Source organism: Paenibacillus sp. FSL R7-0210 (assembly GCF_038009085.1).
Taxonomy (GTDB): domain Bacteria; phylum Bacillota; class Bacilli; order Paenibacillales; family Paenibacillaceae; genus Paenibacillus_AQ; species Paenibacillus_AQ silagei.
In genome coordinates this window covers 7,397,979-7,412,156 of sequence record NZ_JBBPAR010000001.1, presented here as the reverse complement: position 1 = coordinate 7,412,156, position 14,178 = coordinate 7,397,979, and the positions used below count along the sequence as shown (strand labels likewise).

General features: G+C 51.8%; 15 protein-coding genes. All 15 read right to left on the bottom strand.

From position 1 onward, the window contains the following. Positions 1-207: 207 nt before the first annotated feature. The 15 genes from glmM to MKY64_RS31825 all read right to left on the bottom strand — a co-directional run bounded on the left by glmM (position 208) and on the right by MKY64_RS31825 (position 14,178). Positions 208-1,548, bottom strand: a complete 1,341-nt coding sequence (glmM, locus tag MKY64_RS31895; protein ID WP_339251523.1) for a phosphoglucosamine mutase — start codon at positions 1,546-1,548, stop codon at positions 208-210. A gap of 112 nt (positions 1,549-1,660) precedes the next feature. Next, positions 1,661-3,115, bottom strand: coding sequence for a CdaR family protein (locus MKY64_RS31890; protein ID WP_339251525.1), 1,455 nt, complete (start codon positions 3,113-3,115; stop codon positions 1,661-1,663). Then, positions 3,108-3,941, bottom strand: coding sequence for a diadenylate cyclase CdaA (gene cdaA / locus MKY64_RS31885; protein WP_036724507.1), 834 nt, complete (start codon positions 3,939-3,941; stop codon positions 3,108-3,110). Before cdaA ends, MKY64_RS31890 begins: the two co-directional genes overlap by 8 nt. 211 nt (positions 3,942-4,152) lie before the next feature. Beyond that, entirely contained in the window at positions 4,153-4,767 is a 615-nt protein-coding gene (locus MKY64_RS31880) for an anti-sigma factor family protein (protein WP_036724508.1), read from the bottom strand. A gap of 99 nt (positions 4,768-4,866) precedes the next feature. After that, positions 4,867-5,433 carry an RNA polymerase sigma factor SigW gene (sigW, locus tag MKY64_RS31875; protein ID WP_339251528.1) on the bottom strand — a complete coding sequence of 189 codons (567 nt, stop codon included), beginning with the start codon at positions 5,431-5,433 and terminating at the stop codon, positions 4,867-4,869. Between the two features lie 859 nt (positions 5,434-6,292). Next, positions 6,293-9,085, bottom strand: a complete 2,793-nt coding sequence (ppc, locus tag MKY64_RS31870; protein ID WP_340957871.1) for a phosphoenolpyruvate carboxylase — start codon at positions 9,083-9,085, stop codon at positions 6,293-6,295. A gap of 299 nt (positions 9,086-9,384) precedes the next feature. Continuing rightward, entirely contained in the window at positions 9,385-9,663 is a 279-nt protein-coding gene (locus MKY64_RS31865) for a holin (protein WP_200869530.1), read from the bottom strand. Next, on the bottom strand, positions 9,663-10,373 hold the full coding sequence (locus MKY64_RS31860; RefSeq protein WP_340957870.1) for a M15 family metallopeptidase: 711 nt from the start codon (positions 10,371-10,373) through the stop codon (positions 9,663-9,665). The genes MKY64_RS31865 and MKY64_RS31860 overlap by 1 nt, the downstream gene beginning before the upstream one ends. Then, complete coding sequence (locus tag MKY64_RS31855; RefSeq protein WP_340957869.1) at positions 10,345-10,737, bottom strand: hypothetical protein; 393 nt, start codon at positions 10,735-10,737, stop codon at positions 10,345-10,347. Before MKY64_RS31855 ends, MKY64_RS31860 begins: the two co-directional genes overlap by 29 nt. Beyond that, on the bottom strand, positions 10,724-10,921 hold the full coding sequence (locus MKY64_RS31850) for a hypothetical protein (protein ID WP_036696237.1): 198 nt from the start codon (positions 10,919-10,921) through the stop codon (positions 10,724-10,726). The genes MKY64_RS31855 and MKY64_RS31850 overlap by 14 nt, the downstream gene beginning before the upstream one ends. Position 10,922: 1 nt before the next feature. After that, entirely contained in the window at positions 10,923-11,240 is a 318-nt protein-coding gene (locus MKY64_RS31845; protein WP_340751553.1) for a hypothetical protein, read from the bottom strand. A 182-nt stretch (positions 11,241-11,422) separates the two neighbouring features. Then, on the bottom strand, positions 11,423-11,554 hold the full coding sequence (locus MKY64_RS31840) for a hypothetical protein (RefSeq protein ID WP_340957868.1): 132 nt from the start codon (positions 11,552-11,554) through the stop codon (positions 11,423-11,425). 56 nt (positions 11,555-11,610) lie between these two features. Beyond that, positions 11,611-12,084 carry an XkdW family protein gene (locus MKY64_RS31835; protein WP_340957867.1) on the bottom strand — a complete coding sequence of 158 codons (474 nt, stop codon included), beginning with the start codon at positions 12,082-12,084 and terminating at the stop codon, positions 11,611-11,613. Between the two features lie 13 nt (positions 12,085-12,097). Continuing rightward, the gene (locus tag MKY64_RS31830; protein WP_340957866.1) at positions 12,098-13,555 is read right to left on the bottom strand and encodes a hypothetical protein; all 1,458 of its coding nucleotides are present in this window, start codon (positions 13,553-13,555) and stop codon (positions 12,098-12,100) included. Between the two features lie 11 nt (positions 13,556-13,566). Further along, positions 13,567-14,178 carry a YmfQ family protein gene (locus MKY64_RS31825; protein WP_340957865.1) on the bottom strand — a complete coding sequence of 204 codons (612 nt, stop codon included), beginning with the start codon at positions 14,176-14,178 and terminating at the stop codon, positions 13,567-13,569.

The following is a 14,178-nucleotide window of genomic DNA, read 5'->3' as shown; positions in this document are numbered from 1 at the left end:
ACCTTACGATCCCCGCTTTCCTTCTGGAATGACACTTAGTCTATTATATGCACCTCAACCCGTTTTTGCAACGATGTGGCGAAGAAAACCTTTTTCATCCATTTCACACTTTTTCCAAACAGCCATGACCACATTAATCATTCAGCCGGTGAACGAATCGGATTGATCCATCCACCGGCTACCCGTTCCTGCTACTTCAGTGAGTGATTACACCAGCTCGCGCTGAACCACTTCAACAATCTGCCCTACAAAAAGATCTAGCTCCGCCTTATCCGGCCCTTCGGCCATTACACGGATCAGCGGCTCGGTTCCCGAAGGACGCACCAGCACACGTCCGTTGTCGCCCAGCTTACTTTCCACTTCTATGATCGCGGCCTCAATGGCCGGATTATTCGGATAATTGGTTTTGTCCTGAACACGCACATTGACCAGCACCTGCGGATACTTAGTCATCATGGACTTCAGTGTGCTTAGCTTTTTGCCGGAAGACTTCATGGTATTCACCAGTTGAATCGCAGTCAGAATTCCGTCACCTGTAGTATTATAATCCAGGAAAATCACATGGCCGGATTGTTCCCCGCCCAGATTATAGCCGCCGCGGCGCATCTCTTCCATCACATAACGGTCACCGACCGCAGTCTTCGCCGTATTCAGCGACAGCTTCTCTGTTGCCTTGTAGAAACCGATGTTGCTCATTACTGTAGATACAATGGTACCATCCTTCAGCTTCCCTGCACGGTTCATCGCATCCCCGCAAATGCAGAGAATGAAGTCGCCGTCCACCTCGTCGCCGTTCTCATCGATAGCGATCAGGCGGTCCGCATCCCCGTCAAAAGCAAGCCCAAGATCCGCACCATGGCGCAGCACCTCTGCACGCAGAGTCTCCGGGTGTGTAGAGCCGAAGCCGTCATTGATATTAAGCCCGTCCGGCTCTGCCCCAATGGAAATTACTTCAGCGCCCAGTTCCTTGAATAATCGGGGTGCCAGCTCATAGGCTGCGCCGTGTGCGCAGTCGAGCACCACCTTCGTGCCCTTGAAGCTCTGGTCGATGGTAGTCTTCAGATACTCCAGGTAGAGATATTTCGCTTGATCATCGACCCGCAGCGTGCCCAGACCCGATCCTACCGGACGCGGCAGCTCATCGTGCTCGGCATCCATCAGCTCCTCGATGCGCAGCTCCGTTTCGTCTGTCAGCTTGAAGCCGTCTCCGCCAAAGAACTTGATTCCGTTATCCTCCACCGGATTATGTGAAGCAGAGATCATCACTCCGGCATCCGCCTGGAGCAATCTTGTGATATAAGCAACAGCAGGTGTAGAGACTACACCCAGACGGATCACATCTGCCCCAATGGACAACAAACCCGCAATGAGTGAAGATTCCAGCATTGGACCCGAGATCCGTGTATCCATGCCGATGACCACTTTAGGCTTTTCCACATTTCCTGCCAGCACATATCCCCCGCAGCGTCCAATACTGTAGGCCATTTCTGCTGTTAATTCACGGTTAGCCACCCCGCGTACGCCATCTGTTCCGAAATACTTACCCATCTTTTTTTCTCCTTTAGAATACGCTGCTTCAGCTTAATAAATTATAGTATGAATGATTCGATAATTCGTGTATGTCAGGTGCATATAAATAGACTTTTACATGCCCGGAAGGTTACGTTCCGCCCGTACTGTCGGCATTATTGCCGCTTGCGGGCGGCGTTGGTTCAGCAGTCTCCGGCGGAATATGTGTCGGCGTCGGGGTCTCCTCTATAATCTCGGCGGTGTGCTCCGGGGTTGGCTCTACGAGCGTCTCGTCCCCGGATGCAGGCTCAGCACTGGGCTCCGGCGTAGGCGTCGGGATAGGGCTACTGTCCGGCACGGCAGTCGCGGCCGGAGCAGCAGGCGCTACCAGCTCCACCTTCGCAACAAGCTGCGAGGCGGCATTCTCCAGGGTAATGAACCGGGGGAGCGACACCTGCAGCGTAATATCGTAAACACCGGCCGTAAGCCCCACGACATCTGCAACCACACTGATGCTATCCTGGTCGAGCTGGTCCAGCAGTGTTGGCGCACCTGATAGGGTCAGATCCATAGTGGCGCTTCCAGGGTCTATGACACGGGCTGTCAGCCCGCTGCTGACGCCCTCCAGCTTAATGGGGATAGCAGAGAGGGTCCGCTGGGTAATCTCCGCCGCAGAGACCGCTACGGTCATTGCGGCAGGTTCAATCTTGCCTGTGCCCTCCGGCGGCTTAAGCTCCAGCTTCATCTGCTCTGTACCCGCATTCTTGATAGTGCTCAAATCCAGTACAGCCTCATATGAGGATAAGGTCTTCAGGGTCTCTGCACTGCCGTACACGGTGACCATATCCTGTTCAGGCGTTACCCTGGACAGCACCAGGGAACCGGGCAGACTGCCGGTGAAGCTGATGTCCAGCGGCAAGGTTTTGGACGGGAGGGTAACAGGGACTTCTACCGCTACTGTAGAGGGTTCAATGACCGCATCCTCCAGCTCATTCCCCTTACTGTCCAGAGCAAAGAGCTTCAGCCTCTTCTCGCTAAAAGTCTCATTCTGCCCCTCCAGTTCCACCTTCCCCTGCACCTTCGCTACCCGTCCAAGATCACTTGCCGGAAGAGTAACCTCCACGGATACCGGGTCAATCACAGGACTGCCTACTTCATAGCCTGCTGCCGGCTCTCCCGTAATATTCAGCGAGACGGGAAAAGACTTCGTCGTCCGCGCCTCGATATGCACATTCACCTGATTCGGGACCATATCATCCAGGGTTACACCGCTTGGAGTCGAATACATCAGCGGAAGCGTGTTATCACCGGGCTTCACATCCTTCAGATCCAGCCATACCCGATAGGCATCGGAGAACTTGTAGGTCAGATCGGACTTCTTGCCTCTTACTTCCATCCTGACGCTGTCCACATCCTTGGTCAGTACATAATTCTCACTGTCGAAGCCTTCAATCTCCACTTTGACATTCTCAATCGTCTTCGATTCGGTATTAACCGTAGTCTGGTACGTTGGCGCTGTATCCACATGCACAATGGTCCACAGAATAATCCCCAGAGCCAGGGCAAGGATCTTGTTGAAGTTATTGTTCTTCATCCATTTATCCATTGTCTTTATTCCCCCTCCGTTTCCAGAAAGCGGAGCTCTTCTCCATCAGGGGCGAGCTGGTTGCGCTCAGCTCTTGGTGCAGCTTCGAGATCAGGGACTCTTCCTTGATATCCCGGACAATTTGTCCATTGATGGCCAGCGAGATCAGGCCGGTCTCCTCAGAGACGACCACAGACACCGAGTCTGCCACCTCACTGATACCGATTGCGGCCCGGTGCCGGGTTCCCAGCTCCTTGCTGATGAACGGATTCTCCGAGAGCGGCAGGTAACAGGCTGCCGCAGCGATCTGGCCTCCCTGCATAATCAGCGCTCCGTCATGCAGCGGCGTATTGGGGATGAAGATATTAATCAGCAGCTCGGAGCTGACCTCAGAGCGCATGGCGATCCCGGATTCCGTATATTCATTAAGCCCCGTGGCCCGTTCGAATACGATCAATGCCCCGATTTTGCGGACAGCCAGATAATTCACGGCTTTAATCACTTCACCGATTAATTTACTGATCTCCTCATCATTCTCCGCATTCCGCCCGAAGAACTTGCCCCGGCCGAGCTGTTCCAGCCCCCGCCGCAGCTCCGGCTGAAAAATAATAAAAATCGCGAGTATCCCAAAAGTAAACACCTGGTTCATCAGCCACCTCAGGGTATACAGATCCAGTAGAGTACTGCCGCCCCAGATGACGACCAGGACCATAATCCCCTTCAGCAGTTGAACCGCCCGCGTCCCGCGCACCATATTGAGCACTTTATAGATAATGTAGCTGACAATTAGAATATCAATTATATCTTTAATGGATTCTTTCCATGTAAGGTCGGTAAAGTAGCTCATGGCCGAAAACCCCCGTGATTTCAAATTAACTGGGTTTATGTAAATTGTCTGTTAAGCTTGAATCTTATTCTAGGGTATAACGTTACGCCTCCGGTTGCAAGTTTGGCGGCTGGTAAATTGATGAACCTGTCATTTCAGGCAACAAAAAAGCGCCATCTTTCCGGAAAAAGAGGCGCAAATGAGTTATCTGCTACAAGCGACCAACATTTAGCTATCGGTAGGCAACTTCAGAGAACATGTTCGTCACTTTATACCAGATCCAGCTTACGGCTTGGTCTATACTTTTGACTTGCCCGGAGATATGGGCGGTTGAAGCCTGATACAGCGAGCCGTCGATTACCGTTACGTTCCCGTTGACTTCCCCGTAGACTTGAGTCTTACCGTTCTCCACCGTCAGATCGCCGGAGATAATTTTGCCGGAGGGTACAATCACCGTATTCCCCTTGATCACAACCTGGTCGAGGTCTGCCCCTCTAACCACAAGTTGCCGATCCTGATTCCAAAAGGTTACGGAGCTCATCAACATCACAAGAATGAACATAGACGCCGCCGTCAGGGCCGGATGCCGCTTGATCCAGGTGATGAAGGCTCTTTCCTTCTTGGGTTTCGGTAATGAATCCATAATCCGGCCAACCAAATCCTCCGAGGCCACAGGTGTCTGGTGCATCAGGGAAAACATCAGCATATCGGTCTGTTCCAGTTCTTTGAACCTCGCACGGCACTCCGTACAGGATAAAAGATGCTCCTTCAATTCCCTCTGCTGCAGGTCGGGCAAGTCGTCATCCAGGTAGTCGTGCATCATAGAGACGGCCAGTTTGCATTCCATAGGAGCCAATCCTTTCATACGTGCTAATTTAGTGCATAAGACTTGCTTAACTTACATACGTCCCTGCAATGCAGGAGTTTCATAAAAAATAATCTATTTTTACAATTTGGGTCCTAACTTTTTACGTAAAAACTCACGGCCACGATGCACCCGGGTCTTGATCGTCGTTACAGGCATATCCAGCACATCGCCGATCTCCTGAAGCGACAAATCCTGCAGATAGCGCAGAATCATAACCGACCTGTACTTCACGGGCAGGCTGTCGATGGCTTCATAGATGAGTCTCTGTGTCTCCGAGAGCAGCAGTTCCGTCTCCGGGGTCACATTATTGCTCGGAATCATCGAATACCCGTCAATCCCCTCCTGGTCGTTCATCTCGGCATCCAGGGAATAGGTCGGGCGACGCTTACGCAGCCGGTCAATGCAGAGGTTCGTGCCAATCCGGTAGATCCATGTCGAGAACTTCTGCTTATCATCATACCTATCCAAATTTCTGTAGACGCGCAAAAAAGTCTCCTGAACAACATCCTCCGCCTCATGGCGGTTATTCAGCATACGGTAAGCCAAATGATAAATTTTGTCTTTATATAGTTCCACAAGCTCGGCAAATGCCCTTTGGTCACCCTTCAGGGCGAGCTTTGTCAGTCTGCCTTCCAGATTCTCCACCTGTTAACTCCCCCAGACTTGCCGCCCTTGGACTTTCAGCTCTTCGAAGACCACGGTACAAGCATTTAAATCGTAAATCATGTGCTTGCAAAAATCAAGGTTTGTATTGTTACCTTCTATATAATGTGCTGGAAAAGCTTGCTGCCGGGTTGCTGGCGGCTGATCGCTGGAGGAACCCCCTGGCCCCCCTGGCGGCTGATTAGTCGGGGGCTGCGCAGAACATTTGGACTTCCGGTCGCTGTTATTGGCAGATTTCTTGATTGGAACCGCACGCTGCGGTTGAAATCTGCCAATAAAGGCGAACGCTATCGCTCCTACAGTTCCAAATTTCCGCTCCGCCCCCTCCATCAGCCTGGTTCCCCCCACTGCTTTTCTTGTTGCCCAGGTATATCTCAGGCAACAATGGGGTGGGGCATGGGCTCGGCCGGGTCTGCGACTCCCGGCCTCCCTTCCTTTACAACAAAATCCTCCTAACACATAGAGCATGACGTTGCCTTATGCCCCTCTTAGGGCAGCACCCCACTGTTTTGCATCCACCTGCTTTATCCTCATTCTATTTCTATTCGGTTTTTCACATACATTGGCTCATATGTGCCTTCGTGACCGCCAATTCCTATAAAAAAAGCCCACCTCCGGTTAGGAAGCGGGCGGGGAATTCTGAAGCGGCTTAGGGCAGGCTTCAAAGATTCAAGACCGAAAGACCAGGGCCTAAGATCGGAAAATCAAAACCTTAAAGTGGCTTCGCCGACTTTGAGATCCAAAACCTTAAAGCGGCTTCGCCGACTTTGAGATCCAAAATCCTAAAGCGGCTTCGCCGACTTTTTAGATCAAGATCGTCAGAGCGGGTACTCACAAACCATCAGCCGGTATTCCGAAGACCGGCAGCAATACCATTGATCGTGAGCAGTACCTCACGCAGCAGCTCAGCGTCATCCCCCTCAGCCTCACGCAGGGCGCGAAGCTCGGCGAGGAGCTGAACCTGGAGGTAGCTGAGCGGATCAACATACGGATTGCGCAGGCGGATGGATTCCTGAATGACCGGAACATTATCCAGAATGTCCTGCTGGCCGGTGATCTGGAGAATCAGCTCGGAGGTCAGCTTGAACTCAGCCTCAATCTGGCCGAAGATTCGCGCACGTGCTTCCTCGTTCTTGCCCATTCCGGCGTATTCCTTGGCGATGACAAGATCCGCCTTCGCAATAGCCATCTGCAGCGTATCGATCAGGGTCGTGAAGAATGAGAAGTTCGCATACATATGCTGCATGATCTTCATATTCTCTTCCTTGCCCTCATAGAAGCTCTGCAGACCAGTTCCGGCGGCATACCATGCTGGAAGCAGATAACGGCTCTGCGTCCAAGCGAATACCCAAGGAATCGCACGCAGGTCCTCGAAGCGCTCGCTATTCTTCCGCTTCGAAGGGCGTGAGCCGATATTCAACTCGCCTACCTCCGGCAGCGGGGTTGATTCTTTGAAGTACGTCAGGAAATCCGGATCACGGAAGATCAGATCCTGATACTTGTTCAGCGAGACTTCAGAGATACGGGCAATAATCTCATCCCACTTGGCTTCGTACAGATCCGCTTGCGGCGATCTGGCATGAATAGCGGCCGTAATCAGAGCGGATGTCGCCTGCTCCAGACTGCGGTAAGCAATGCCTTTCATCGAATAACGGGAGGAGATAACCTCACCCTGCTCGGTAATCTTAATCCCGCCGCCGATGGTGGAAGCCGGCTGGGCCAGAATGCTCCGGTTGAGCGGCATACCGCCGCGTCCCAGGGCGCCGCCCCGTCCATGGAAGAATTTCAGCTTAATGCCGAACTCATCGGCAGTCGCTGTGATCTGCTTCAGGGCCACTCGCAGCTCCCAGTTCGCGGTAACGACGCCGCCGTCTTTATTACTGTCGGAATATCCCAGCATAATCTCCTGCAGATCATTCATCGCACGGACCGCATCGCGGTAGATCGGCATGTTGAGCAGCGTACGCATAATCTGCGGCGCATCATGCAGGTCGTCAATCGTCTCGAACAGCGGCACAGCCTGCAGAGTACAGACTACCGTACCGTCGTTGTCTTTGCGGAACAAGCCGACTTCCTTGGAGAAGACCATAACCTCCAGAATATCGCTTGCCGCCTCCGCCATACTGATCAGATAGCTTGTGATACACTGCTTGCCGTATTCCTCCTGCGCCTCATAGATCGCACGGTATACCGCCAGGCATTCCTCTGTCCCTTCACTATACGACTGGTAAGGGGAAGTCAGCGGACGCGGATCATTCAGCAGCTTCTCCAGCAGCACAATCTTCTCTTGCTCCGACAGCTTGGAGTAATCCGGTGTAACATTCATCTTGGCCAGAACCTCTGTCATTGCATTCTCATGCTCCTGGCTGTGCTGGCGGACATCCAGCGTAGAGGTGTGGAAGCCGAAGAGCTCCACCTGACGAATCAGCTTCTTAATGTAGGTATCTGCTACATAATCGGCGTAGTGATGCCGCAGGCTGCGGTCAATCACGTTCAGGTCGTCGATGAATTGCGCCGGGGTTGCGTAGCGCTCTGGTGTTCCTTTTTTCTCATCGTCCAGCACATTCTGTGTCTTGGAGATCATATAGCTGAGCTTAATCCGGTAAGGCTCGTTATCATTACGCCAGGCATCGACCCGGTTAAGATTGATAATATTCCGGTCTGCCTCAATCGATTCCAGCAGTTCCGGCGTCACATTCACAATGCTTGTACTAAAGCTCAGGTACTGCATCAGCTCGCGCATAATACGCTGGTATTCACGAATAGCCAGCTTGCGCTGCAGACGGAGGGTCTGCAAGGTAACGGATGCCTTCACGGAAGGGTTGCCGTCGCGGTCTCCCCCGATCCATGAACCGAAACGCAGATAGGTCGGTACGTGCCAGTTCTGGCCCGGATAATATTTGCTCAGACAGCGCTCAAGCTCCTGATATACATCCGGCAGCACTTCAAAAATCGTCTCATGGAAGTAATACATCCCGTTACGCACTTCATCCAGCACCGTTGGCTTACGGTCACGCAGTTCATCGGTCTGCCACAAGGTAATAACCTCATTCAGCAGCTTCTCCCGGAGCTGTTCCCGTTCGCGGAACGTTAGCGTCGGATTATCCAAGCCCATGACGTCGTCGGAGATCCGTTTGTGGATATCGAGAATCGCACGGCGCATAGCTTCAGTAGGGTGAGCGGTCATAACCAGCTCGAGTGACATGCCGCTCATAATCTCAAGAACCTCTTCGTGGGAGAAATCCCGTTCGCGAAGCTCCTGAACCGCGCTCTCAATCGACCCCGGCTGTACAGTCTCCCCGGCAGAACGTTCGTAGTCGCGTTTACGGCGAATCCGGTGGTTCTGCTCGGCGATATTCACCAGCTGGAAATAAATCGCAAAGGCACGGATCACCTGATGGCGATTCTCCGGGTCCAGTGAGCTAATCAGCTCTTTAAATTCGTTGTGCAGTTCAGGCAAAAACAATGAGCGCAGCGATTTGCTGGTCTCCCGGATTTTCTCCACAATATCCAGCAGTTCGTTGCCGCCTTGGTGTACCAAGACTTCGCCCAGTATGTTCCCCAGGAACCGTACGTCCCGCCGCAGCAGATTGTTGGAGTTGCTTTTGCTAACGGTAGTCGTAAGTTCGGTCATGCTGCTCCCCCCATCCTCTTCCGGATCAATGCTCTTAACATTGTCTATTTGAAAAGCTTCCTCATATCATACAATAAAACCGCCCGGAAATCTTCAACTTTATTGCGCGGTAAAGCAGTGCAGTGATTTCGATTATACACCAAACCGGCCATTTATGCAGTCCCAAAAAATTATGTATTTCTTCCTGGTATATTCTCTCTTTGATATGTACTTTATGCAGTGTTCATGTGAAGTTATATGACGTAAAACGACAAAAACAGCCAGCTCCGCAGAGCCGGCCGTTGATCACAGGTTAACTTTTATTTCATTGTGTGCCCTGAGCGGTTGTTGAATGCCAATTCGAATAATCCGGTAGCCGATAACCCGGCCAATCCGCCTGACCATAGACGCAAGATCAACTCCAGCTCTGTAAAAGGATACGCCGCCGCTCCAACCAGCAGCCCGATGCCAAGTCCGATAAAAGGGATGCTGTTACGCGGCAAACGGGTATTATTTTTGATCAGCTGCACTAGGGTAAGAATAAAGACCGACAGGATTGAGGCAAAAGCCAATACATTATCCAGCAGTTCGCTGTTCATCATGAGATTGCTCCTTTCTGCGGGATGGTGGTGATATCAACGGTGTTGGCAGCCGGATGGTAGGCAATCTGAGCGCCCAGTGCCTCCGCAATTTTACGTGCAGGAACATAGGTAACCCCATTCTCCAGCCACCCGTCCGCAATCTTCCTCCCATTCACCTGTACTGCAACTTTCATCTGAGTCCTCATCGCTTGTTCCTCCTTGGGCTTGATGCGTTCAACCACCGCCTCCACGGCCGCAGCCGTAGGCTTTTTCCCCGTTCGCAGATCTGCCAGACTTAATCCGAAGCTCATCTGCAGATGCGGGTAATCCTTGAAGCTGGTCCAGTCGCCGCCCCATTCGAACCCGATGGCCTTAGCGTGCTGCACCACCTCCAGCCAATCCCGGGTCCCATTCTGGTTCTCATCCCTGTTCATATCCCAAGAGACACTTGAACCATCCGGAAGCAGCAGCGCAAAATCCGCCGCCAATCCATAATTGTGATAGCTGTACCCGCCGCGCGCATTCGTCACGATTGCTCCCGGCCGGGTTCGCCCCTGGGCATAGAGCGCATCCTGTTCGGCAATCGTCCGCAGACCTTGCGTGATCAGGATGGGAACTCCAACAGCATAACTGCGTTCAATCAGTGCAGTCGCTGCGGCAAGGACGGCGGGATGAAGTCCGGACAGGCGGGCAGCGGATTTATTCAGGACTTGAGCCAGCGTCAGCATGCGATTCCTCCCCTTTCCTGATTTCAGAGAGGACCACGAACAGATCCCGGCGTCTGGTGTACATCAAGAGGGTTAGAATGACTAGCCCTAGGGTCGTTCCCGTCTGGGCAATAGCCCAGGCATCCGATTGCAGCGAGCTTCGTATAGCGTCCGGGGCGGGAGCGGAGCTGAATCTGATCCAGAAGGCCACCGCCATTTTTACCGTATACGCCCCGAGGAAAAAGAACGCCGCCAGCATAAACAGACTGACCACGCGCACCCGGAATCTTCGGCGGAAATACAAAAAAAGCGCAGCCATCAGCAGCAGCGCACAGATAAAGGATATAGAATAGGCCAGTAACAACACAATATCAATGCTGCTCATCTTCTGCCCCCCGATCATAGATTAGGAACTCGGCGAACCCGTTGTTCCTGATTTCATCCTGAATGTCCTGAGAGACATTCTTGTACCTGCGGATAGAGAGCGAAACTTTATGTCCGGCAAGCGCCAGCCTCCGCTCTCTGTCCCGGTGCAGGGGCGATAGACGCTTGATCCACGCACTCAGCACGTTATCCCCCCCTGTCTTCTTCATTAATACTATTACTACCCGTATGGTTGCCCGCGGAATGGTCTATCTTCAATCGCTGCAGGACTTCAAGCGTGGGTGCCATGAAGTCTGACCGCTCTTTGTCGAGGATATTCTGCAGCCGGTCCCGGTCTTCCTCAGCACGCTCCAGCAGTTCACGCGGCACCAGATTCCCCTTCACAATTGACCGTAAAAGCACAAGCATAATCATGAGCAGAATCAGAGCGATGATATAAGCCAGTCCATACTTATCCGCAAGCGGCAGCAGCTTCTCCAGATTCGCAACATCGTTGCTGTCCATTGCTTCACTCCCTTCTGTGTGGTTATTAAAGTGGTTATTAAAGTGGTTATTAAAGTAGTTCTATAAGACGCACTTAAGATTTAAACTTGAAGCTTCATCGTCACTGTGGTGAATATTTGGACTTAGCCCCCGGACGAGTCCGAGGGCAAAATAAAAACGCCCTGAGCGGCGCCTGTGGCAATCTACTCTTCAGTTACAAGGAACGTAAGTCCGTTCTCCACCAGAATCTGCTTGACCGCAGGCTTCAGCGTAGAGGGGACCTCGCTATACTTCGTCTTCCCCAGCATGACGCGTTGTGCGAAAAATAATGCCATTGCTCTCACCACCTTTCTATAATAGAGGTAATGCGCAGGTTAGATCCGCTGAACGATTACGTGTAGACTTGCGTGGCCATCTCCGCAATGAGATCCTCAATGAAATCCGCCCGTTCGCTTAGTGCGTTATTCTGCGCCTTTAGCCACAGATTCTCCTGCTGAAGCTGTTCCATCTCCGTAAGTACCGGCGGCTTATTCGCTTCTTCTTCTTGATACGCTTCCCACGCCGCCTGTAATTCAGCCTCTGTCGGCTGTGGCGCGTCCAGATTCCAGACGGCGATATATGGGCCGCGCTCCACCAGATCATAGTCCTCGCCTTCGATCAGCAGATTATAGTCAATGCCATGGCGGTAGTGGACGCCCTCTACGAGTTGTTCGCCGATTTCTGGCGGCTTGATCTCGTAGCGTACCTGGCCCTTGGTTTCGGCTTCCGGCCGCAGGACGGGTTCTGGGCCGTTGTCTTGGACGATGAAGTCGTGCATGGGGTTGGCAGTTGGGTATAAATAGTTAATTGCTTGTGCTAGGTTCATTTATTCATCTCCTTTATGCAACTCGAATTAAAGATACATGTGTGTATGGATCATGAGCAGAAATAGAAATATTTTGAGTAGGGTTTATGAATATTTCTACGTACTCTCCCGCACTAAGGCGCAAAAGCGAAGATCCACCCAATGATAGCCCTAATTGACTCGCATCACTCGTCTGTTCTATTAAAAGTCCATTTAGATTCCCATTTACGAAAGCTCCAATAGCGGCCCGCCCTGCTCCTGAATTAGATATCGCTACACGGACATTCAATAGATATACTCCCGTTTCAGGAGAAACAAGTCGACTGTTTGCTATGTCCGCAACATTTTTAATACTGTAAAGAGACTGGTTTAATGTAACCTTGCCCCATACTCCAGCACTTAACAATTGGTCAGAGAGAGGCTTCATTTCAGCCATAGGCCGATTTAATGTTGTATTATCCCCCCATGGGTTAATAACCCCAGGCCCCATTGAAATAGTTGCTCCATTTGAGGTATATGAAACTCCCGACAAGGAATTTCCATCTCCACCGATTTTCGCCGATTCCATTGCATAATATGCGTTAGAATTCGAAACACCAGAACACCAAATTACGTAGACATTTGACCCACTGCGAGCCAATATAGCCGCCCATTTATTAGATATAGTACACGTTGCAAGAACTGCAGTTCCGCCATAGATAACGAACGCAGAGTTTGAATTATCAACTGCTAACGCTGAACATTTATTAAAATATGTCCAAGAGCAATAACTAAATTCAAAACAATTCGAACTGTTTGTAGTACTGGTAAGTGTAGATAATGTTACAGGAATTGTATTTGCGCTGCCTAAAACATTTAATATATTCACGGTAGCTGTTCCCGAAATGCCAAAAGAACCTTTTCCTGTAAATCCTTTAATTACTATTGTTTCAGCATAGTTACCTGCCGCAACATTAATATTCACATCATGGTTGATTACTTTAGGGAGCGTATTAATTGCTTTTGTAATCGTCTTAAAAGCCCCACCCGCCGTATTAGAAAGCCCGGTGTTATTGTCATTCCCATCAGTACGGACAAAGTAGGTAACATCCGCCGTAGTCTGCTGCGGTGTAGTCACTAGATTCGCCTTGCCATTCCAGGCCGTCTTCTCCGCATCGGTTACGAAGCGGTTGGACGAGTCCTGGACGATGACCGATGGCGAATGCGTGGAAGGATGCACATAATTATTAGCCCCCTGTGCCACGCTATCCAGCTTCGACTTGTCTGCTCCAGCCATCAGCCCGGCAGCAGTCGTGGTCGCAACTGACGTAGACGCCTTGGCATTCCATGCCGTGCGCTCCGCGGCTGTGATGTGCTTGACCGCATCCGCAGAGTGATCCTGCGCGGCCTTGACGGCGGTGTCCAGAATATCCATATTGCCGTTCAGGTCGGTGATATCTACAATGTCTGTACCATCGGGCTTTTTCAGCCCCAGATTACCCGTTGTTTTCATCGCTCACACTCCTATTCATATACTCTTAGTTCATTCCAGGTCTTGCCGTGCGCACCGTTCCAGGTGAGGGACTTCAAGGAGTCCCACCAGGTGTAGCTGTACACGAAGCTATAGTCCAGATGGGCCGGCTTAATCTCTTCCATAATCTGAATCAGCCCTGCCATATTGGCCGGGATACCCAGTGTGCCGACGAAGCGCACCTCGAAGCTGTACGCTTCGGGCACCTCGACTACCTCCACATCTCCCCCGGAAAAAGCAGACGCCGTCCGCCTAATCATTTCCGGCGTAGTTGTTCCGCTGCCTCGCAGCTTGGCCTTGATCATCTCCCGGCGGGTGGCGTAGGACTTGTTCGGATCTGAGGCCAGTCCCAGCATCCGCTCCCAGCGGGACAGCCCCCAGGTAGCGGACTCCAGTGTCTTCTGATTATCACTGTCGGCCATGGCATAAGCCACTTCACCGCAAGCTGCACCGGCGCTGGCCTGCACAGCCTCCATCTCAGGCACGCCCTGATAATAATCTGGCAGGTATTTCATTAGATCGGGAGCGGTAATCTCCGGCCCTTCCCCTGTCACACCATCTGCCGAATACGTCATAAGTCCATAGATACTGTCTCCATAAGCCAC

Bases quoted from the DNA above. Each gene is read 5' to 3' on its own strand.
- MKY64_RS31845 (WP_340751553.1), bottom strand. From the start codon at position 11,240: ATGGACAGCAACGATGTTGCGAATCTGGAGAAGCTGCTGCCGCTTGCG.
- MKY64_RS31890 (WP_339251525.1), bottom strand. From the start codon at position 3,115: ATGGATAAATGGATGAAGAACAATAACTTCAACAAGATCCTTGCCCTG.
- MKY64_RS31860 (WP_340957870.1), bottom strand. From the start codon at position 10,373: ATGCTGACGCTGGCTCAAGTCCTGAATAAATCCGCTGCCCGCCTGTCC.
- ppc (WP_340957871.1), bottom strand. From the start codon at position 9,085: ATGACCGAACTTACGACTACCGTTAGCAAAAGCAACTCCAACAATCTG.
- MKY64_RS31855 (WP_340957869.1), bottom strand. From the start codon at position 10,737: ATGAGCAGCATTGATATTGTGTTGTTACTGGCCTATTCTATATCCTTT.
- cdaA (WP_036724507.1), bottom strand. From the start codon at position 3,941: ATGAGCTACTTTACCGACCTTACATGGAAAGAATCCATTAAAGATATA.
- MKY64_RS31835 (WP_340957867.1), bottom strand. From the start codon at position 12,084: ATGAACCTAGCACAAGCAATTAACTATTTATACCCAACTGCCAACCCC.
- MKY64_RS31865 (WP_200869530.1), bottom strand. From the start codon at position 9,663: ATGAACAGCGAACTGCTGGATAATGTATTGGCTTTTGCCTCAATCCTG.
- glmM (WP_339251523.1), bottom strand. From the start codon at position 1,548: ATGGGTAAGTATTTCGGAACAGATGGCGTACGCGGGGTGGCTAACCGT.
- MKY64_RS31840 (WP_340957868.1), bottom strand. From the start codon at position 11,554: ATGGCATTATTTTTCGCACAACGCGTCATGCTGGGGAAGACGAAGTAT.
- MKY64_RS31880 (WP_036724508.1), bottom strand. From the start codon at position 4,767: ATGGAATGCAAACTGGCCGTCTCTATGATGCACGACTACCTGGATGAC.
- MKY64_RS31830 (WP_340957866.1), bottom strand. From the start codon at position 13,555: ATGAAAACAACGGGTAATCTGGGGCTGAAAAAGCCCGATGGTACAGAC.